Genomic DNA, 19,696 nt, shown 5'->3' with positions numbered 1-19,696 from the left:
GGGACGCGGCGGGATGGCAGCATGGAACCATGACCGTGACGCGTCCCCGCCAAGGCAGGCCCCGGCACACGCCCCCGTCCGACCCGGGCACTTCCGCCCGGGAACAGATCCTCGACGCCGCCGGAGCGCTGTTCGTCGAACGCGGGATCGCCGGTACCAGCACCCGGATGATCGCCGAACGGGTGGGCATCAGACAGGCCTCGCTCTACTACCACTTCGCCACCAAGGAGGAGATCCTCGCCGAGCTGCTGGCCACGTCCGTGCGGCCCAGCCTGCGGATGGTGGAGCAGATCCGGGCGCTGGTGCCCGAGCGGGCGCATCCGGCCGCGGCGCTCTACGCGGTGGCCGCGATGGACGTACGCACCCTCTCCCGCACCCCGCACAACATCGGCACGCTCTATCTCCTGCCGGAGGTGCGGGCCGGGCGGTTCGACGCCTTCCGCGCCGAACGAGGCCGGCTCCAGGCGAGTTACGGCGCCCTCGGCACCCTGGCGGCGGCCGAGGCCGTCACCCGCGGCATGAGCACCGAGCACCTCGGCGACCTGCTGATCCAGCTGGTGGAGGTCGTCATCCAGATACGGCGCTCCCGTGAGCCGGAACCGGCCGACGCCGACGCCATCGCCTCCTCCTGCCTGCGCCTGTGCGGCCTCCCCGAGCCCGCCGTGACCATCGCCAGATCAGAAGCGCGAACCCTGCTGGATCTCTTGACGTGACCACCGCCCCACCAGGCGGACCGCGCCCACCCACCCTGCCGTCACCCGGTCAGGGCCGGGTGAACCCGCTCCCACTGCGCCTTCGTGATCTCGTACCGCACACCCCCGTACTCGGAACCCTCGACCGCGATCATGTCGTCCGGCGTGGGGATGCTCTCCGCGAGCGTCATCCCGAGCTTCTCCATGACGTTGCGCGAAGGGCGATTCACGGTCATCGTCTCGGCCCAGACCATACGGATGCCGAGCTCGGCGAACCCCTTCGCCAGCAGCGCCCGCGAGACCTCCGTGGCGTAGCCCCGTCCCCAGGCCGCCTGGCGCAGGCGGTAGCCGAGCTCGGCCTGCTCACGCGGGCCGTTGCGCAGTGGACGCAGGCAGAACCAGCCGGCGAACGCGCCGCCGTCCTTCTCGTACGCGGCGAAGAGGCCGAGGTCGTGATCCCAGCGCTCGTAACCGGCGAGGATGCTGGGGATGACGAGGTCGCGGACCTCCTCAGGCGGGGTCGGAGCGCCGCCGGTCAGGTAGCGCATCACCGCCGGGTCGCTGTCCAACTCGACCAGTAGGTCCGCGTCGGCGGCGAGGAAGGGGCGCAGAGTCAGGCGCTCGGACTCGAGGTAGGTGGTCACGTGAGGATGATGACCGAGCCGGTTGGGAGGGTCCAGGGAGTTTTCGTGCCGCGTCCGTCACCAAGTGGGGTGCTGCCTGTCGGCCTTCGGTCGACGAAGCCGTTCAGACGGCGTTGTGGGCGCCCTGGTGGGCGTTGAGCGCGTCGGCGGTGCTCGGGTAGTGGGGCAGGAGGCTGTCCACTCCGGTGAGGGTGAGCATGCGCATCAGCCGGTCGGGGATGGCCGCCAGGGTCAGGGAGCCGCCGGCGTCCTGGGCGCCGTGCCAGATGCCGATCAGTGCGCTGAGGCCGGCGGAGTCGCAATAGCCCACACCGGACATGTCCAGGATCAATTGGCGGTGGCCCTGGTCGATCAGCTCCAGCGCGCGGGTACGCAAGCCGGGTGCGGTGTGCAGGTCGATCTCGCCGGTGACGCTGGCGACCGTTGCGGGACCGGGGGTGGCGGTCAGGGTCAGCTCGATGTCGTCGGTCATGGTGGTCAGTGCTCCTCGCCGGCGGGCGCGGCGGCGGTGTGTGCGGTGGATCCGGCCCCCGTCGCGGCGGCGGCCTGGTCGGGAGTGGGAACCGACAGAGCCAGCAGGGCGACGTCGTCACTCGCGCCCTCGGGCAGGGCGTCCAGCAGACCGACGGTGTCCTGGATCAACTGCGCCGCCCCGCACGAGGCGGGACGCGCGGTGAGGAAGGCCGTCAGGCCCTCGTCACCGAGCATGGTGCCGGTGCTGGTGTGTGCCTCGGTCAGGCCGTCGGTGTAGAGGAGCAGGGCCTGGCCCGGGGCGAGGTGGAGGGTGGTGGAGGCGAAGCGGGCGCCGGGGAAGGCCCCGATGAGCATGCCGCCCTTGGGATGGACCGCTTCCACCCGCGTGTGGGTGGCGGACCCGGCTTCGGGCGGGGCGGGGCTGAGGTGGTAGGCCGGGGGGTGCCCACCGGTGGCGAGCTCCACGCTGAAGCCCCCGGCCGCGTCGGGGGTGAGGGTGGCGAAGAAAGCGGTGCAGAACCGGCTGCCCGCCCACACATCGGCCAGCAGGGCGCTGTTCAGGGCCTCGAGTACCGCAACGGGATCGTCCGTGTGCTGGGCGGAGGCCCGCAGGGTGTAGCGGGCCAGGGAGGTGATGGTGGCCGCCTCGGCGCCCTTGCCGCACACGTCCCCCAGGAACAGTCCCCACTTCCCGGCGGGCAGCGGGAAGACGTCGTAGAAGTCGCCGCCCACGTCGTGCGCGGAAGCGGTGTGATAGTGACAGGCCAGCTCCAGGCCGGGCACCACCGGCAGTGCCGGCGGCAACAGAGTGCGCTGCAAGGTGGAGGCGAAGGAGGCGATCGCCGCCTTGTCCCTCTCCGCCTGCTCCCGGGCCGACCGCTCGGCCTCGGCGGCCCGCTGCTCCTGGCGCACGGTGCGCAGCGCGGACAGGCGCAGCTCCATCTCGTCCAACACGATCGCCGCCAGATCGGTCAGCGTGGCAGTCTGTTCGGAGGTGATGGAGCGGGGCTTGGTGTCCAGGACGTTGACCGTGCCCAGCTTGTGCCCGTCCGCGGTGGTGATCGGCGCGGCGGCGTAGAACCGAACCCCCAGCGGACCGGTGACCAGCGGGTTGCCGCAGGCGACGTCGTCGAGCAGGGTGTCGGGAATCACCAGCGCATCGTCGCGCAGCACCGCGGAACCGCACAGGCCCGGGTCCCGGCCGATCTCGCTGACCCCGTCCAGGCCGTGCGCGGCCTTGAACCAGATCCGGTCCTCGTCCACGATCGTCACCGTCGCCACGGGGACGTCGAACAGCCGGGCTGCCAGCGCAGCCACCCGGTCGAACGCTCCGTCGGGCGGGGTGTCGAGGATGTCGTAGCGGCGCACCGCCTCCATCCGGCCCACCTCGACGGCCTCGTCGGGCACCAGATGCAGGCGCGTGTCAGTAGCGCCGTCCTCGGATGCCGAAGCCTGCTCGGGCATCGGCCTTCCACCTCCTTGACGTCCCGCAGCCACTGGGCGCGACTCGGGCCGGCGGCAAGCCTATGCGGAACGCGTGTGCGAAGGCCATCGGGGTGGCTCTTCACAGGATCACCACCGGTGTCGACCCGCAGCGCCGCCCTCCCGTTGGGCCCCGGTCCGGCAGCCCCACCAGGCACGTTTCCTCCGCGTCCGTCTGCGGACGACGAAGGCGTGGCACCTCGCGCGGCCGACCACTCTCAGCGCCGGCCACGGTTCCACTGACACGCGAGGCCGCACGAGGAGCCGGAGGGCCCCGGGCGCAGCCCCGGTCGCGTTCCGCTGGTGCCCCACGCCGGGGGACGTGGGGCACCGGCCGTGGCGTGGGGGTCAGCGCAGGCCGAGGGCACGGGTGACGGTCTGGGTGACGCCGTCGCCGTTGCGCTGCCTGGCGGTGACGCGGAAGGACACGTAGCCGGCCCGGGAGGGGGCGTGCAGCAGAGTCCGCCAGGTGTCCTCGTCTCGCCTCAGGTCCTGCCGGTGCCAGGTCGCCCCGTCGTCGTAGGAGATGTCGAGGCGGACCGTGGTGACGGTGTCGTCGGTGGCGGTGCTGCCGAGGACGACGGGCTGGACGGAGAACGGCGAGGTGCGCTTGGCGCGCCCGGCGAGGTCCACGTCCGTGCCGTAGTCGAGCTGGACGAGTGGGAGGGCCTGGTCGTCGGCGGTGCCGGAGTGGAAGGTCCACTCGGTGTGGGTGGTCCTGGAGTACGGCAGGACGTCGCTGTCGGACCGGGTGTCGGCGACGAGCCGGTACGGAAGTGTCTGCGGCGGCAGGTCGCCCACGCCGAAGTCCGGTCGGGCTCCGTTCCGTACCAGCAGGGTGTCTCCCTGGTAGAGCGCGAAGCTGCGTGTCATGAGGTTGCCGTCGCCGCTGTGGGCGGATCCTCCGTCGCCGAAGCCCGCGAGCGTGCCGCCCATGGCGTTGCCGACGCGGTGGGGCACCTCGAAACCGACCATGCGTGGCCGGACGACGGGGCCGAACCAGTGCTCGTCGTGGACGCTGCCCGGGCGGTAGCCGACGACGTCGGTGAAGGTCGACCAGCCGTCGACGGCCGCGTACTGCTGCCACTTGACGCCGTTCCCGGTGGACACCCAGTCGGTGCGGTGGCCCGCGGCGACCGGCTCACGCGGGAAGGGCGGCACGCGCGTCATGCCGAACCCGGCGTAGGGGTAGGCGGCCGGCCAGTACTCGTACGGCGGGCTGTCCTCGCGGCTCTCGGTGACCTGCTTGCCGGCCGGCGGGGCGAAGGTGTTGTCGATGCGCGCGAGATGGCCGGGATCGGTCTTCGCGGACGGGTCGTCCGGCACGCCTCCCTGGTGGTAGTCGGCCAGGTCGTACAGGTAGGCGGGCGAGGGGTGTGCCTGGACTGCCAGCTTCAGCCGGTCGCGGCTCGCGTCGTGGATGCTGCTGATCAGATCCTCGCCCTCGTCCTGGGTGAGGGAGGTGACGGGGAGTTGTCCGGCCGTCCTGCCGTCCGGGTCGCCGTACCAGTCGAGTCCGCGGCCGTCGCCGTCGTTGACGACGAGGAGCATCGCCGCGCCCGCGGTGTGTGCCGCGGCGGCCTGGTCGGTGGCGGTCACCTCGGTGCTGTGCCGGACGACGACGGCCTTGCCGCGGGCGTCGAGGTTTGCGTACTCGGCGGTCGTGCCCGTGCCGGCGAAGACGGCGTCGACGTGGGTGGTGCCGTCCGGGAAGGGGTGGCTTCCGGGTTGTGTCAGCAGGGTGTCGTCGAGGGTGTGCCCGCCGCGGTAGGTGATCATCAGGGGGGTCTGCTCGGCGCGGATGCGGGTGGTGAAGACGAAGCTGCCCTTCTTCACCCGTCCCTTGGTGGGCAGCGCCCACAGGCTGTCGTAGGCGGCCGAGGGCATGAGGATCTCGTGCAGGGCCTGTCCGTCGCTGGGGGACGGGGTGTTCGAGGTGAAGGAGCGGAACAGGTCGATCCTGCTGGTGGTGACGGATGCGGGCTTGGGGGTGTCCACCTTGATCCGGCGGATGCGGGAGGCGTCGAGGACGACGTCCTGGTCGCCGGTCAGGTCGAGTTCGGGGTCGGTCAGTACGGCGTAGCCGAGGGAGTCGGGGCCGTGGCGTCCCTCGACGTCCAGGGTGGAGACGATCGTGTACGAGCCGGGGGCGAGGCGGGTGGTGAGCGTTCCGTTCGGTACCCACATGATGGTGGTCCGTCCGTCCGCGCCGGTGATCTCGACATCGTTGTCCACGGGCTTGCCGTGCCGGTCCTTGAGGTGGACCGTCAGGTCGTACTTCTCGGACTCGACGGACATCCCCACGACCGTGTGGACGGCACCCGTCGCGGAGCGGGCGACGACCTGTGCGCCGTACTGTCCCGGCGCCAGCCCGTTCGGGTCGGCGAGGAGACGGACCGTGGAGGTGCCGTGGGCCGGCACGGTGAGGCGCGAGGCGGCCGGTGTGAACACTCCGGCCGGCGCGGTGCCGGGGTCGACGGAGAGGGCGAGCGTGACGGCGTGGTCGGTGGTGTTGCGGTAGGTGAGGTGCCGCTCGACCGGCGCGTGCTGGTGGTCCGCCGACCAGCGGACGAGTCCGGCGTCCACCGAGCCGCTGGCGATGATCTGGTCGTCCAGGTAGGCGGCGGCGACGTCGACACGGCCGGAACCTGCCTGGTAGGGGCTGTAGGCGGGGGTCGGCGCACTGGTGCTCATCAGCGCGTTCTTGATGTCCGCACCGGTCCACTGCGGGTGTTTCTGGGCGAGCAGGACGGCCGCGCCGGCGACGTGCGGGGCTGCCATGGAGGTGCCGCTGTCGGTGCGGTAGTAGCCTTCGCCGCCTTGCGAGTACTGCGACCGCGCGGCCAGTACGTCGACGCCGGGTGCGGTGATGTCGGGTTTGAGGCCGTCGTCGTTCTGCCGCGGGCCGGTGCTGGAGAACCCGGCGAGCTGGTCGGAGGCGTCGACCGCGCCGACGGTGAGGGCGGCGTCGGCGGTACCCGGTGAGCTCACGCTGTACGGGTTGTTGCCGGCGTTGCCCGCGGCGATGACGAAGAGTGCCCCGGTCTCCGCGCTGAGCTGGTTGACCGCCTGGCTCAGGGGGTCGTCCTGGGTGTGCCAGACCGGTGTGCCCAGGCTCATGTTGATCACCTTGGCGTGCTCGGTGCGGGCCGCCCACTCCATGCCCGCGATGATCTGTGACATCGCGCCGGAGCCGGAGTCGTCGAGCACCTTGCCGACGAGCAGGTCGGCGCCGGGGGCGACGCCTCGTTCCTTGCCGCCGGACGCGGCGCCGGTGCCCACGACGGTGGAGGCGGTGTGGGTGCCGTGGCCGTTGTGGTCGATGACGTCCTCACCCGGGACGAAGCTCCGGGTGCCGATGACGCGCGGGGCGAGGTCGGGGTGGGTGGTGTCGACGCCGGAGTCCAGTACGGCGACCCGCACCCCGGCGCCGGTGCCGCCGGCGGTCCAGGCCCGGGGGGCGCCGATCTGCGCGGTGGTGTCGGCCAGGTCGGCGTGGGCCTTGGCATCGAGCCACACCTTGCCGACGCCGGCGGTGAACGACGGAGTGGTGGCGGCGCCGTCGGCGGACCGCCGGGTGTGGGGGTTCGCGATGGCGGTGAGGGCCGTCCAGAAGGCGGCGGCCTTCGTGTGCTGGGTGCGGACGGCCTGCGCCCGGATGGCGGGGAGTTGCGCGGTGGTCCGGGCGCCCGGCAGGTCGGTCCCGGTCCTGGCCGTGGCGGTGCCCTGCGCGCGGGTCATGATCAGGGGGAGGGCGCTGGTGTGTGCGTCGTCGTAGCCCTGGGCGATCAGCTGGGTGACGTTGAAGAGCTGCCGGTCGAGTCCGCCGGTCGCGATGTAGGCCATGGCTTCGTCCGGGTACACATACGTGTCACCGTTCTCCACGGTGACCCGCACCGAGCCGGCGGCTCCCGGTGGGCGCTGGACGCCTTGCACCGACACGGCGTTGCCCGGTCCTCGGGTCACCGTGACCTGGTCGCCGGTGATCAGCGTGAGGGTGAGAGGCGTGCCATGCGGCTGGCTGTGTTCCGTCGGGGAGACGGCGGCAGGGGCTGGGGGATCGGCGCCGTGGGCTGCTGTCGGAACCCCGAGCGCGGCAACGAGCAACGCAGCGGCTGATGTTACACATATTCGTGAAAAAGGGACGGGCACATGTCCTCCATGATCGTGATCCGTCGAATCCGACCATCTTCCGGCAGGCATGTAAAGCACTTGGATAGCTGGTGTTAACACGGCACGGGTTGACCCGGGGGTGTGGCCTGGGCGGGGCCGGGGTTTGTTCGGCCATCCGCACACGCGTGGGAGCGTGCCGTGCCCGGCGAGCCGAGTGCGGCCACGTCCTCGGCCTTGTCCTCGTCTTCCCCATAGGTGTCAAAGGGCAGTCGCCGCCTGGAGCGAACGCCCCATCAGTTGGGCTCGGGAACGGTACGTGGAAGGGTCACTGTGACCGTTCCACGCACGGAAGCCGTGAGGCGAACAGGGAGCCACCGCTCAGCCCGTCGGGCTGATGTCCCAACCCGACTCGTCCTGGACCGAATTCGTTGGCGCGAGCGCCCGTGGGTTCCTCAGCGATCCGGTCGCGTGACCGTCGGCTGTCAGGTCACTCGCAACCGCCGGCGCCGGCCCGTCACGGTTGTCCGGCGGTTCGGTCCGTCGGGGGCGGCGGAGCCGAAGAGCAGGTGGAGGCCGGCGACGTCCATGAAGGGCGTGTGCTGCAGGTTCCCCGTCAAGTCGGTCACGTGAGCCGGCAGCGCGTCGGCGGCGCGTAGCGAGGGCAGGGTGTCGTGATCTATGTCCCCGCGCGGTGTGATGCGTGCGGACGTGCCGGTGGCGGTGGTGATGTTCATGCTGGGCGCCCCCTTACGAGGGTTGATGAGCCCGAAGGCGAACCCCTGCGAGGAGGGCTCACGACAGTCGCAGAGGGAGTCTCATCCTCGGGCCCTGCTGCCGTACCCGCCGGTCCGGGCCGTCGGGCCTCGCGGCGCGCGGCGGCGCCGGGTTCGCTGCGGGGTATGTCCCGCGGCCCGAAGCTCTCGGCGGGACGCCTGTAGCGCTCGGAGCGGCGCCGAATGTAGTGACGTTTCTCCGCGGCCTTCCAGCCACGCAGACAGCGATATCCCGACAAACAAGCCTTAATGCTGCTTAACATGCCACTGTCATGCGCAACGTGACAGACATGACTTCTCCGAACACCGCGGTCTCCCAGCGGGGAGGACCGCAATGGGTCCAGATCGACCCGCTCAGCTTCGACCGCCCCCTCACCAGCGTCGACCAGCAGATCCCCGATGTCCCGGAACTCGAGATCCCCTTTCCCGGCGTGTGGCAGATCTCCTACAACGCCCGCGCGTCGATCTACCCCGGGTCGGGGGCCCTGTGGGTCACCACATCACTGTTCAAGAACGGCACGCTCCTGCGCGGCAGTGAGGCACTGGCCGGCATCCAGGGTTCGAGCGTGGGCTTGCAGAGCACCTGGGGTCAGACGGTCCTGGAGCGCTTCGACGCCGGGGACCGCGTGACGCTCCACGCGTACACCATCGCAGGGGGCAGCGGCAGCTCCGCCAACCTCATCAGCAACGACCACGGACGCACGACCGTCGCGGCACACTGGGTGAGCCCCACCTGACCCCGCAACGCGAGCCGCCGACACAGGACACTCACAGCCTGCGCCGGCGGCTCGCCCGTGGTCCTCCGCGTCGCCACATCGACGGCGCGAGGGACCACGGACACGTACCTGGGGACCTCGTCGCCCGCACGAACACGACCGCGGGCGGGTCACCGGGCACGGGGCACGGTGCGTGCGACAGAGGGGTCAGGTGGCGGGCAGGATCTTCCAGAAGGTGACGTTGGAGTTGGAGCGGTTGGAGTAGGCGTTGGTGTCGACGTCGTAGCGGGCGCCGGACGCACTGCTGCCTCCGTTGGTTTCCAGGAAGCCGCCGCGGTTGGCGTAGGTGTTCCACAGCTGGACGGTGTCGTTGAAGCGGACCAGGCCGTCGCCGGGAGACGAGGTGGTGTCGAAGATCTGCCAGCGACTGCTGTTGCCGTCGCGGTCCTTGCCGTAGGCGGTGGTGACGTCGTAGATGCCGCCGGCCTGCTGCTGGGCGCCGCCGGCGCCGCCGCTGACGTCGAGGTAGCCGCCGTTGCCGCCGTAGAGGTTGCGCAGGTAGATGATGTCGCCGCTCTTGACCGCCGTGCCCGGGGCCGCGCAGGCCCCGGAGACGATCTCCCAGGTGCCACTGGCCCGTCACGGTTGGCGACCGTGGCGGTGGACACCCCGTACTGCCCTCCCGCGGTGCCCGCCCCGCCGTTGACGTCGAGGTAGCCCCCGTCCCCCTGGTAGAGGTTGAGCAGGTGGATCCGGTCCCCGTAGTGCAGCTCGTTCGCCATGCGCTGAGTCCTTTCACCCTGAACGTCCAGCCGGAAAGGCGCTGTTGGGCACAGGTGCCGACCGATTCCGGCTGTGTCACATGCTTGTGGCAATCGCCACCGACACGCCCGGACGGAACGGACGACCATCCGTTAGTGGGCATATCCTTGACAATTTCCGCGATCCGGAACGTCGGAGCGGGGTGGGGCGCCCGGCATCTGCGGACTCTGCCCTCGCCCGTCCCGTCGGGCCCGCGTCACCACCGGCGGTCAGCTCGGCTGGTCTCCGGTGTACCGGTAGATCTCGTTGGCGCTGTTGACGTGCCACACGGTGCCGTCGGCTCCGGCGGCGATGTCGACGGCCTCACCGTCGATCCTGACCCACGGATTGGTGCCGCCGGCGTCGTTGTTGGTGTAGCGGTAGATGCTGCCGGCCGGGTCCACGCCCCACACGTTCGTCCGGGAACCCACCGCGATGCGCTTGAGACTGCCGGAGACACTCAGCCACGGAGCCGAACCGCTCTGGTCCCCGATGTACCGGTACACCTGGTTGGCGCCGTTGACATGCCACACCGTGCCGTCAGCCCCCGCGCCGATGTCGATGGCAGAGCCGTCGATCCTGACCCACGGATTGGTGCCGCCGGCGCCGTTACCGGCTCACCGCCTGGCTGTATCGCCTGCTGCACCGCATCGCCCCGAAGCACACCACGACCACCGGGCACCTCGGCCGCGCCATGCTCGCCGTCACGCGCCACTGGGTGGACGACCGCGTCGTGTTCGGCCCGGACATCAACCGCCTGGGCGCCCGAACCGTGCCGCGTCAGGCGCCGGCCTGTGCGGACAGGCCGATGAGCTGGGCCACCAGACCGGCGCGGAGGTTGGCTCGGAATGCCTCCTCGGGGTCGGGAAGGCCCATCTGTGCGCTCACCGCCGCAACGACGTCGGTGGGCCGGGCGTAGGGCCACAGGCCGGCGGTGATGATGAAAGCGGCTCCCGCGAACTGCTGCGCCGCGGCGGCTGACAGTGCCGGGAGCGTCGCAACGGTGAGATCCGCGAGCCGGTCGGTGTTGGCGGCGGCACGCTGCTTGAAGTCGCGGGCGAAGGCCATGTCGATGTTGCGCTCGAGAACGCCGGCCATGACGCTGATCAGGTCGCACAGGACCGGGCGCTGCGCCAAGGTGTCGGCGACGGCGGCCGCGAGAGCGCGCTCGGTGGCCCACGGTCCGCCGCATAGGGGCAGAGGGGACGCGTCGAGTATGTCGAGCCACTGCCTCCACTCACGGTCGAGGATCTCCAGGAAGATCGCTTCCCTGGTTCCGAAGTACCGCAGGAGCGCGGACTTGGCCAGACCGGTGCGTGAGCCGATGTCGCCGAGGCTGACGTCCGCCGATCGGCCGTCCGCGAGCAGGTCACGAGCGGCGTCGAGGATGGCTTCCCGCCGCGCCGCGACCTGCTCGGGCCGGCGCGCCCGCTGGAATCTGGCGGTACTGCTCATGGAGCGAAGCCTAGGCCCTGTCTCCTTGACTGTCTGCCGGCCGGGGCGCTTGCGGGTGGTCCATGGTGGTGCCGTCAGGATTCCGCCCGAAGGCGGCCTCTAGAACAGCGGGGAGGTCTGCCGCGGGGACCGTGGCACGCACCTCCGCCAGGACATGAGGGAAGGTGTCATCGTCTACGGCGCCCATGTGCTCCTGACGGAGTTGGTAAATGATCTCAACGAGTTCGGGCCTCAGCCGCATCCAGGCACGGGAGGTGCGGATCTCTTCGTCGACCTGGTGCATGAACCAGCGCATGACCTCGTAGGGAACTTCCACGTGTGGCTCATGCGGGTTGAAGCACACCGTCGGCTCCCGGGCCGGATCCTCGTCGGGGACGATTGCGGTCACGAGGTTCCGTTGCCCGGCCACAAGGTCCAGTTCCAAGTACCAGGCTTCATCGGGCACGGAGTACATCGCGGTGATCGTGTAGTCGCCGTCGGGGTGTCGGAAAGCCATTGCCGCATGCTGTCACGCTGGGCTGAGGGTGTGCCTCTCCCATTACGCGACCCGTTCCCGGGCCCATATGAGGAGGGCGGCGAGGTGGAGTGCTGCCTGGCAGACGATGGCGAGCTTGTCGGTTCGCATGGCCAGGCCTCGCCACTGCTTGAGCCGGTTGATGCATCGCGCGACCGTGTTGCGCTGCTTGTATGCCTCGGCGTCGAATCCGGGCGGGTGGCCACCGGCGCGCCCTCGGCGCAGACGGTGACCGACCTGGTCGGAGGGCTGGGGGATGACAGCTCGGATCCCGCGGCGGCGGAGATGCTTTCGGATCGCGCGGGACGAATACGCGCGGTCTGCCAGGACGGCCTCCGGCCGAGTCCTCGGTCTTCCGGGACCACTACGCGGAACACGGATGCCTGCCATGACGGCCTCGAAGGCCGGCGCGTCACCCGCCCGGCCTCTGGTGACGCGGGGGGACAGCGGCCGTGCACGGCTGTCGCTGGCGAGGTGGACTTTCGTGGGTTCGACGGTGATTGGCCCACCGCCGACCGCGGACCGGATCGCCTGGCATCAGCGGCTCGACCCGGTCCCACATCGCATCAGCGATCACTCATCGGACGGACACATCCGATCAACTGACCCACCGACCAAAGAGACACGCTCTAGACCTCCCACCGCTCACGCCCCTTCGGCAGGACGAGGCAGGCGGGCCATGCGCAGGAGGTTGTTGCGCGCGCGGTCCGAGCGGAACGGCGGGGCGGCGTTGTCACCCGCCACGCGCAGCAGGAGCCGGCTGGCACGGACGACGGCCTTGGTGTTGGAGAAGGCGTCGAAGCCGACGCGGCCGCCCTTGTAGCGGCCCATCCCGCTCGGGCCGACTCCCCCGAACCCGATGCTGCCCGACATGGCGTGCAGCGCCGCAGCGTTGACGGTGACGCCGCCGGTGGACGTGGAGGTGACGATGCGTTCGATGGACCGCCGGTTCCAGCCCAGGACGTAGAGAGCGAGCGCCTTCGGCTTGGAGTTGACCAGCTCGACGGCCTCGTCGACGGAGCGGTACGTGTAGACGGACAGGATCGGGCCGAAGACCTCCTCCTGGTCGACCCGGGAGCCCGGCCTGGGGTTCACGACGATGGTCAGGGGGAGCTGGCGGCGCTCGGGGCTGGGCTCCTCGGCGGCGTGGGCGGCCGGTTGCAGGACGCGGGCCCCCGAGGCACGGGCGTCGTCGACGAGGGCGAGGATCCGGTCGTACGCCGGCACGTTGATCATGGCCGAGTAGTCGCGGTTGCCCTGGACCGTGGGGAACACGCGGACGGCGGCGTCGAGCGCCGCGTCGAGGAAGTCCTCCAGGCGGTCGTCGGGCACGAGCGCGTAGTCCACCGACAGGCAGATCTGCCCGGAGTTGCCGAGCCGGCCCTGGACGATCTGACCGGCCATGGCGCGGATGTCGGCGTCGGGAAGGACGATCGCGGGGCATTTCCCGCCCAGTTCGAGGATGACCGGGGTGAGGTTGGGCGCGGCCGCCTCCAGGATGCGCCTGCCCGTGGCCGTACCGCCGGTGAACAGGAACTTGTCCCACGGCAGGGCCGCGAAGTGCGCCGACGCCTCGACGCCACCGGTGACCACGGCGAGCTCGCGCTCGTCGAAGGCATCCCGGACCAGCTGCCGGAACAAGGCCGCGGTGCGCGGTGTCAGTTCGCTGGGCTTCATGACGACCCGGTTCCCGGCGGCCAGGGCGTCGATGGCGGGATCGACGGCGAGGCTGACGGGGGCGTTGAACGGCGACATGATGCCCACCACACCCAGCGGCTCGACGTACTCCCGGGTGCGGACACCGACCAGGCCGAGCGCACCGCTGGACCTGCGCCGCGGCCGCATCCACCGACGCAGGTGGCGGCGCACGTGGGCCGCGTGAGCCATCCCCGGGTACATGTCCGCGGCGAGGATCTGGTCCGGGCTGCGGTAGCCGAAGTCCGCCTCCAGCGTCGCGGTCAGCTCCCGGTAGTGGTGCTGCAGGAGGCGCTCCAGGCGCTCGATGCGGTCGATGCGCTCCTCGGCACTGGGAGGGTCGGCCGGTGAGTAGGCGGCACGCTGAGCGGCGAAGACAGCGCTGATGCGCTCAGGGTCGTCGACGGGCAGGCCCGCCGGGTCGGTGACCTCGGCGAATGGGGTGAGCATGACTTCCTCCTCGGGTCGGCACATCCAGCCTAAGAGAACGACGTTCCATTATCAAGAGAACGCCGTTCTCTTATATGGAGGGCCGGCGACCGACGACGCCCCAGAGAAGGTCTTCACCGCGCTGCCCACCCAGATGCCGGCGTGCGCCGGCACGCGGCGCGGTAGGCCAGGCAGCCCGCGTGCCCGAGGTCGACGGTGTCCTTCAGCAGGGCCTCGACGACCAGGAGCCGGTCACCGTCGCGTGCGGGCGCCGCGAGGGTGCCCGCCCATCTGGCCGCGAGCCGGCGGTCCGGGCTCGCCTCCTCGGCCGGCATCCCGGTGGGGAGCCGGGCGGTGACGTGCGGGGGCCGCCGCCGGGTCTCGGCGGGGGCAAGGGCGCCGGCGTCGGCCAGGCGCAGCGGCGGGCCCAGCACCAACGGGCCGACGGCGGCGAACTGGACGGCGTCTCCGACCAGCCACGAGGAACGGGGCGGCCGGCCACACGCCGGCTGTCTCGTCGGCCGCGAGCAGGTGCAGGGTGTGCTCGTGTGAAGGAGCGGGAGCCAGGTGGTGGCGGCCGGGCCATGGCGGAAGAAGAACGCGGTGGCGCGCGGGTCCGCCCGGCCGGCCAGTTCCCGCGCTCGCCTTCGCCCGGCTCCCTCAGGCCGGCGCGCGGACCCGCGCGGCGCGGCCGGGCAGCGGCACCAGCAACCGCCGGGCCGCGGCCAGGAGCCTGCGGTAGTGGCCGCGGCCGGGGCCGTGTCGGCGACGCCGCCGTGCATAGTGTTCGACGTCTTGCCGTACGGCTCGCCCCACACGAGCCGACCTCAAAGTCACGGTCGACCTCGACCACGGGTTCAGCAACGCCATGGTGATCGACCTGATCGCCCCCGACGGCAGCGCCATCCACGTCAAGCCCTGGGGACCCTGGGTGCTCACGCCCGAACTCCACGAGACCTACACGGTCGACGCCTCGGCGGTCACCAGGGTTGGCACCTGGAAGCTGCGCGTGACCGACAGCACCCCCCGGCTCCGGGTCATCTCCAGCGCTGGAACCTGGACTTCTCCGGCGCCGGCCCCACGGTGGCAACCGGCACGTCCGCCCGGCGGAACGCGTAACGGCCACCGCTCGGCAACCCGGGATCGCCCCCTGAAGAACCACGCGGCACGGGCGTTGACGTCGGTTGCACGGTTCGGGGACCGGACTCCGATCCAGTGTGATCCGCTTCCTGGCACCCGGACCGGTTCTACGAGGCGCAGCGCCCGCCGGCGGACGTCGAGGGCGTCTCTGTGTTCACCCACTACCAGCAGTGCGCCGCCAAGGCGCCGCGCCTGCGCACGCGGAAGGCGCTGCCCGTCCGTTCGCCGCCACGAGCCTCCGCCGACCAGGTCGAGGCGGCCGTCGGCCGGCGGCCACCACGGCCGTCTGGAGATCCGGCGTCCGGTACGTGTGACCGCAACGGGCCGGAGCGCCCCCGACGGGGCCCCCGCTTCCCGCGGAAGTGCGGCCACTGTGGCCACACAAGCGTCTGAAACAACCAGTAACACGTCGTTAACTGACGTCAAGTTAGGTAGATCGCGCTCCCCTCTCACCTCCCGGGGGAGAGCATCAACGTCCATGGGATCGCTCCCATCAGGGAGCTACTGGAAGGAGTCTCGTGGCTACGAGCAGACGAACCCAGCGACGGAGGCTGGTCATACCCCTGCTGGCCTTCGTCCTGGCCGGCGGCGGCACGGTCGCCACCGGGGGTACGGCGACGGCGGCAGCCGCCGAGCCGGACACCTCGGCGGGAATCGGTGTCGGCTCTGGACTGCGACCCGGCGGAGATCGGGTCGACCTGACCGGGGGCGCCGGCCGGTTCAGACCGCGCCAGACCGGCAAGTCCGATGCGAAACACAAGCAGAAGCCCTCCGGCCGCACTCCGTACATCGTGCAGCTCGCCGAGGAACCTGTGGCGACGTACACGGGCCGGCTCTCGGGGCTGGCCCGGACCCGCCCTGCACCGGGCGAGCCGCTGGAACCGCAGTCGGGTGCGGCGAAGGCGTACCGGAAGCACCTCGGTACCCAGCGGACGGCCGTGGCCGAGGCAGCCGGCATCACGGTCAACGAGGTGTACACCACGGCCTTCAACGGATTCTCCGCCACGCTGACCGCCGCTCAGGTCGACGAGCTGAAGGCGGACAAGCGGGTCCGCTCGGTCACCAAGTCCCAGGTGGTCGGTACCAGCCAGGCGTCCCTGGGTGACACCACGCAGCAGCCGACGACCGGCACGGCGGCGGGCACCGCCGGAACAGCGAGGTCCGGGGCGTCCGCCACCGGCGCCCGGGCGACCGGCTCGCCGGCGACCAGCGCGCGGCAGTCCGCCGCGCGGAAGCCGGGCAGAAGCACCGGCGCCGGCGTCGTGATCGGCGTCCTGGACACCGGGATCTGGCCGGAGAGCCCGTCGTTCGCCCAGCGGATACCGACGGCCCCGGCGGGCTGGCACGGCACCTGCCAGACCGGCTACACCTTCGCCGCCGAGCACTGCAACGGCAAGATCGTCGGCGCCCGGTACTTCGCCGACACCTTCCTCGCGGCGTCGGGCGGCACGCTGCCCGAGGGTGAGGTGCTCTCCCCCCGGGACATGGTCGGGCACGGTACGCACACGGCGTCCACCGCGGCCGGCCTGCCCGTCGACAACGTCACCATCTCGGGGCGGAACTTCGGTTCTGTCTCCGGCGTGGCCCCGGACGCGCAGATCGCCGTCTACAAGGTCCTCTGGGGCGGCTCGGGATACGACGCCGACATCATCGCGGGCATCGACGCTGCGGTCGCCGACGGCGTACAGGTGCTCAACTACTCGATCGGAACGCAGTTCGGGGACAGCGAGCCCAACACCCCGATCGGCCAGGCCTTCCTCAACGCCACGCTGGCCGGAGTCTTCGTCACGGCCGCGGCCGGCAACTCCGGCTTCAGCAGCGCGGTCAGCAACACCCAGCCGTGGGTCACCACAGTCGGCGCCGCGGTGACCCACGTGAACGAGGGAACCGTCCGGCTCGGCGACGGCACCTCGATCACCGGCGCCTCGCTGGACGTGCTCCCCGGCGGCCGATCCCTGCCGCTGGTCTTCGGCGAGCAGGCCGGCACACTGGAGGAGGGCTCGGCCTACTGCGAGCCCGGCAGCCTGGACCCGGCGAAGGTGAAGGGCAAGGTGGTCGCCTGCGCCCTGGACAGCCCCTACGGCGCGGTGGAGGAGCTCAAAGCCAAGCACGCGGCGGCAATGGTCCTCTTCGACCCCAATGGCAACTTCCGGGTCAACAGCATCTACGACTTCCCGGTGCTCTATCTGAACACCAGGGACCAGGCCGGCAAGATCTTCAACTACCTGATGAGGCACCCGACCGACGGCACCGCGCGGCTCACTTCGAGCAGCCACGGCTCCGGTGCCCCAGGCGCGCCGACCGTCGCGGACTACTCTTCGACGGGGCCCGACAAGACGCACCCCGGGCTGATGAAGCCCGACCTGGTCGCCCCCGGCAGCGACATCATCGCGGCCGTCTCCCCGCCGGGAAACTTCGGCCGGCAGTACGACGCGTACTCGGGTACCTCGATGGCAACCCCGCACGTGGCCGGCGAGGCCGCGATCCTGCGGGCCGAGCATCCCGGCTGGTCGCCCGGCGCGGTCGCCTCGGCGTTGCACACGACGGCCGGCACCCTGGGCGACACCAGCCCGCTGGCCCAGGGCAGCGGACTGCCGTCGCTGAAGCGGGCCGCCGATCCGGGACTGGTCATCGAGCCGGACGCCAGGAGTCTGACCGCCTTCAGTGAAGAGGCTCAGCCCGACGGCCGCGAGCTGAACCTGCCGTCGATCGGGCTGCGCGATTACGACGGCACCAAGCCGGTGGTGCTGACCCGCAAGCTGACCAACGTCGGCGGCAAGCGGGAGACGTACCACGCCTCGACGAGCGGGCTGAAGGGCATGCGGGTGAGCGTCGCACCGGCAACGGTGACGGTGGCACCGGGTGAGACCGTCTCGGTCACCATCACGCTGCGGCGCGGCAGCGCACCGTGGGACCGCTACGTCACCGGCGCGATCACCTGGCGTGGCACCGCCCACCAGGTGAGGATTCCGGTCGCCGCGCGCCCGTGGGGCATCTCGCCCCGGCAGTACGACGACAACCTGGAAGAGTTCGGCCGGCTCGCCGACGGCACCTACGGCATGTTCGAGCCGGGCTTCACCGGCCCGGTCTCCGGCCGGTCGACCGGCTACGCCCCCATGCAGCGGGAGTCGTACTCGATGCGGACCGGGGTCAGCGGCGGGGTCTTCGACCGGAACGCCCTCGGCGTGCAGGCGCACTCCTTCAAGGTGCCGGCGGGCAGCGCCGGGATCGTCGTGGATACCTCGACCGACGACCCGGACACCAACCTCGACCTCTGGCTGTACAAGGGCGACAAGCTGGTCTACCGGAGCGCCGCCAGTTGGAGCAGCTCCGAGCGGGCCTGGGTCTTCATGCCGGAAGCGGGCACGTACACGGCGTACGTCTTCGCACAGGACGCCCGTGGCCCGGTCGTCGACTACCGGCTCGGCCATGTCGTCCTCAGCCGCAACGGTCACTACCTGCCCGCGACGCTGGAACTGCCGACCGCGGTGGAGCGCGGCACGACACCGCCGTACAAACTGCGGCCGAACGCTCCGCTGAAGCCTGACGTCGAGTACTGGGCGTACACCGAACTGAGCACCAAGGGTCAGGTGATCCCGGGTCAGTTGGTGTCCACGAACCAGGACTCCTGGGAGTGACGCGGTAATCCCCCGGGGGCCGTGGCCCCCGAGTGGCCGGTGGGGCGGGGCCAAACGACCCCCGCCCCACCGGCTCGCTCACGTTCGGGGCTCCACGGAGCCGGCGTCCCTGAGGCACCGTCGCGCGGGTGGTCTCGTACCGGACGACCACGTCCTCGCCTAGCCCACCTCACACGCCGGGGCGCACCTTCACAGCTCCGGCCGCGGGTCCGGTAACGGCTGCGGAAACCGGGGCGCCTTGCTGATGCTGTGGAAGTGGATACGCAGGTTCACCAGCGCCGCGAGAAGCGGCCGGGGCAGCAGTTTCGGCGTCATCGAACGGAACCGGGGGTTCAACGGCAGCACCGGCGGGATCACGGCGGCGAACAACGTCAGTGTGGCGTGATCCGTGTGCCGGACATCGTGGCGCAGGGCGCGGAGCATCTCGTCGCCGTGGCGCTTGAGGTGGTGCCCCGCTTCCGGCGGGTCGTACACCCATGTTGCCAGCCGGAAGACGTTGAACATTCCTTCGTCCCGGTCTTCGGTGTAGCTGGGCAGGTCGGTGCTGATCTCGTCGTGAGCGCTCAGGTGTCGGACGAGGGTGAAGAACCGTTCGTCCGGATCAAGGCCGGCCAGGCGGCAGCCGATGCGCAGGAGCAGCGTGGCGCCCGAGCACCGGGAATAGCAGGTCTCGGCGATCAGTTCGGCGCGCAGCGGCGTGCGGCCGGCCAGGATGTCGCTCTCCAGGTGGAAGTAGTCCTCCAGCTCGGCGAGCGCGGCCAGGATGCCAGGTTCCTCGATGCGGTAGGCGCGGAGGATCTCTTCGATGCCGGTGCGCCACTCCGGGCCCACCGGGGTGCCTTCCTGCTGCGCCGTCTCGTACTCGATGTCGCCCCGGTAGACGAGACCCTCGATGTGGAACAGCACGGGCGACAGGAAGTCGAGCACGTGTGGCCGCACGCCCGCACGCCGCAGGATGCGCAGGCACCAGATCGCCGCGCGGCTCCCCTTGAGCTGGTGGCGCAGGTCGATCGCCGTGTGGTGCCAACGCACCGGCTCGTCCAGGGCGAGCACGGCATGGACGCGGCGGCGCGCATCGACTTCGGTGCGCCTGGCGCTTCCGCGGTAGAAGTTGTGTTCCATCGGACACC

13 protein-coding genes and 3 pseudogenes are annotated in these 19,696 nt (G+C 70.8%); 4 read left to right on the top strand and 12 right to left on the bottom strand.

Annotated elements, in window-relative coordinates:
• Positions 1-29 precede the first annotated feature (29 nt).
• Complete coding sequence (locus AB0946_RS35840) at positions 30-713, top strand: helix-turn-helix domain-containing protein (protein ID WP_366764882.1); 684 nt, start codon at positions 30-32, stop codon at positions 711-713.
• Positions 714-754: 41 nt separating this feature from the next.
• Here the strand turns inward: AB0946_RS35840 and AB0946_RS35835 are convergent, their stop codons facing one another.
• From AB0946_RS35835 to AB0946_RS35815, 5 genes are all read right to left on the bottom strand, one after another.
• A complete protein-coding gene (locus tag AB0946_RS35835) occupies positions 755-1,336 on the bottom strand; it encodes a GNAT family N-acetyltransferase (protein WP_366764881.1) in 582 nt (193 codons plus the stop codon).
• A gap of 103 nt (positions 1,337-1,439) precedes the next feature.
• Positions 1,440-1,808 carry an STAS domain-containing protein gene (locus AB0946_RS35830; RefSeq protein WP_366764880.1) on the bottom strand — a complete coding sequence of 123 codons (369 nt, stop codon included), beginning with the start codon at positions 1,806-1,808 and terminating at the stop codon, positions 1,440-1,442.
• A gap of 5 nt (positions 1,809-1,813) precedes the next feature.
• Positions 1,814-3,274 (bottom strand): GAF domain-containing SpoIIE family protein phosphatase, encoded by a 1,461-nt coding sequence (locus AB0946_RS35825; protein ID WP_366764879.1) that lies wholly within the window; start codon positions 3,272-3,274, stop codon positions 1,814-1,816.
• A 366-nt stretch (positions 3,275-3,640) separates the two neighbouring features.
• Positions 3,641-7,234, bottom strand: a complete 3,594-nt coding sequence (locus tag AB0946_RS35820) for a S8 family serine peptidase (RefSeq protein ID WP_366764878.1) — start codon at positions 7,232-7,234, stop codon at positions 3,641-3,643.
• A 653-nt stretch (positions 7,235-7,887) separates the two neighbouring features.
• The gene (locus AB0946_RS35815) at positions 7,888-8,139 is read right to left on the bottom strand and encodes a hypothetical protein (protein WP_366764877.1); all 252 of its coding nucleotides are present in this window, start codon (positions 8,137-8,139) and stop codon (positions 7,888-7,890) included.
• Between the two features lie 329 nt (positions 8,140-8,468).
• Between AB0946_RS35815 and AB0946_RS35810 the strand changes: the two genes are divergently transcribed.
• Positions 8,469-8,915 carry a hypothetical protein gene (locus AB0946_RS35810; protein WP_366764876.1) on the top strand — a complete coding sequence of 149 codons (447 nt, stop codon included), beginning with the start codon at positions 8,469-8,471 and terminating at the stop codon, positions 8,913-8,915.
• Positions 8,916-9,925: 1,010 nt separating this feature from the next.
• Here AB0946_RS35810 and AB0946_RS35805 read toward each other — a convergent pair.
• From AB0946_RS35805 to AB0946_RS35780, 6 genes and pseudogenes are all read right to left on the bottom strand, one after another.
• Positions 9,926-10,276: pseudogene (locus tag AB0946_RS35805) on the bottom strand (tectonin domain-containing protein); the annotation flags it as partial.
• A 199-nt stretch (positions 10,277-10,475) separates the two neighbouring features.
• Positions 10,476-11,150, bottom strand: coding sequence for a TetR family transcriptional regulator (locus AB0946_RS35800; protein ID WP_366764875.1), 675 nt, complete (start codon positions 11,148-11,150; stop codon positions 10,476-10,478).
• A gap of 10 nt (positions 11,151-11,160) precedes the next feature.
• The gene (locus tag AB0946_RS35795) at positions 11,161-11,646 is read right to left on the bottom strand and encodes a hypothetical protein (RefSeq protein WP_366764874.1); all 486 of its coding nucleotides are present in this window, start codon (positions 11,644-11,646) and stop codon (positions 11,161-11,163) included.
• A 42-nt stretch (positions 11,647-11,688) separates the two neighbouring features.
• A pseudogene (locus tag AB0946_RS35790) lies at positions 11,689-12,226 on the bottom strand (transposase).
• A gap of 83 nt (positions 12,227-12,309) precedes the next feature.
• Positions 12,310-13,809, bottom strand: a complete 1,500-nt coding sequence (locus AB0946_RS35785) for an aldehyde dehydrogenase family protein (protein ID WP_366764873.1) — start codon at positions 13,807-13,809, stop codon at positions 12,310-12,312.
• Between the two features lie 113 nt (positions 13,810-13,922).
• Entirely contained in the window at positions 13,923-14,225 is a 303-nt protein-coding gene (locus AB0946_RS35780) for a hypothetical protein (RefSeq protein ID WP_366764872.1), read from the bottom strand.
• Between the two features lie 431 nt (positions 14,226-14,656).
• Here AB0946_RS35780 and AB0946_RS35775 point away from each other — a divergent pair.
• Both AB0946_RS35775 and AB0946_RS35770 read left to right on the top strand, forming a co-directional pair.
• Positions 14,657-14,755: pseudogene (locus AB0946_RS35775) on the top strand (protease); the annotation flags it as partial.
• 691 nt (positions 14,756-15,446) lie between these two features.
• Positions 15,447-18,566, top strand: coding sequence for a S8 family serine peptidase (locus tag AB0946_RS35770; RefSeq protein WP_366764871.1), 3,120 nt, complete (start codon positions 15,447-15,449; stop codon positions 18,564-18,566).
• A gap of 189 nt (positions 18,567-18,755) precedes the next feature.
• Here AB0946_RS35770 and AB0946_RS35765 read toward each other — a convergent pair whose 3' ends face one another.
• Positions 18,756-19,688 (bottom strand): hypothetical protein, encoded by a 933-nt coding sequence (locus AB0946_RS35765; protein WP_366764870.1) that lies wholly within the window; start codon positions 19,686-19,688, stop codon positions 18,756-18,758.
• Between the last annotated feature and the right edge of the window lie 8 nt (positions 19,689-19,696).

Source organism: Streptomyces sp. NPDC046870 (assembly GCF_040704595.1).
Classification (GTDB): Bacteria; Actinomycetota; Actinomycetes; order Streptomycetales; family Streptomycetaceae; genus Streptomyces; species Streptomyces argyrophylli.
Note: the sequence above shows the minus strand (reverse complement) of the source record. Positions and strands in the feature narration are given on the sequence as shown.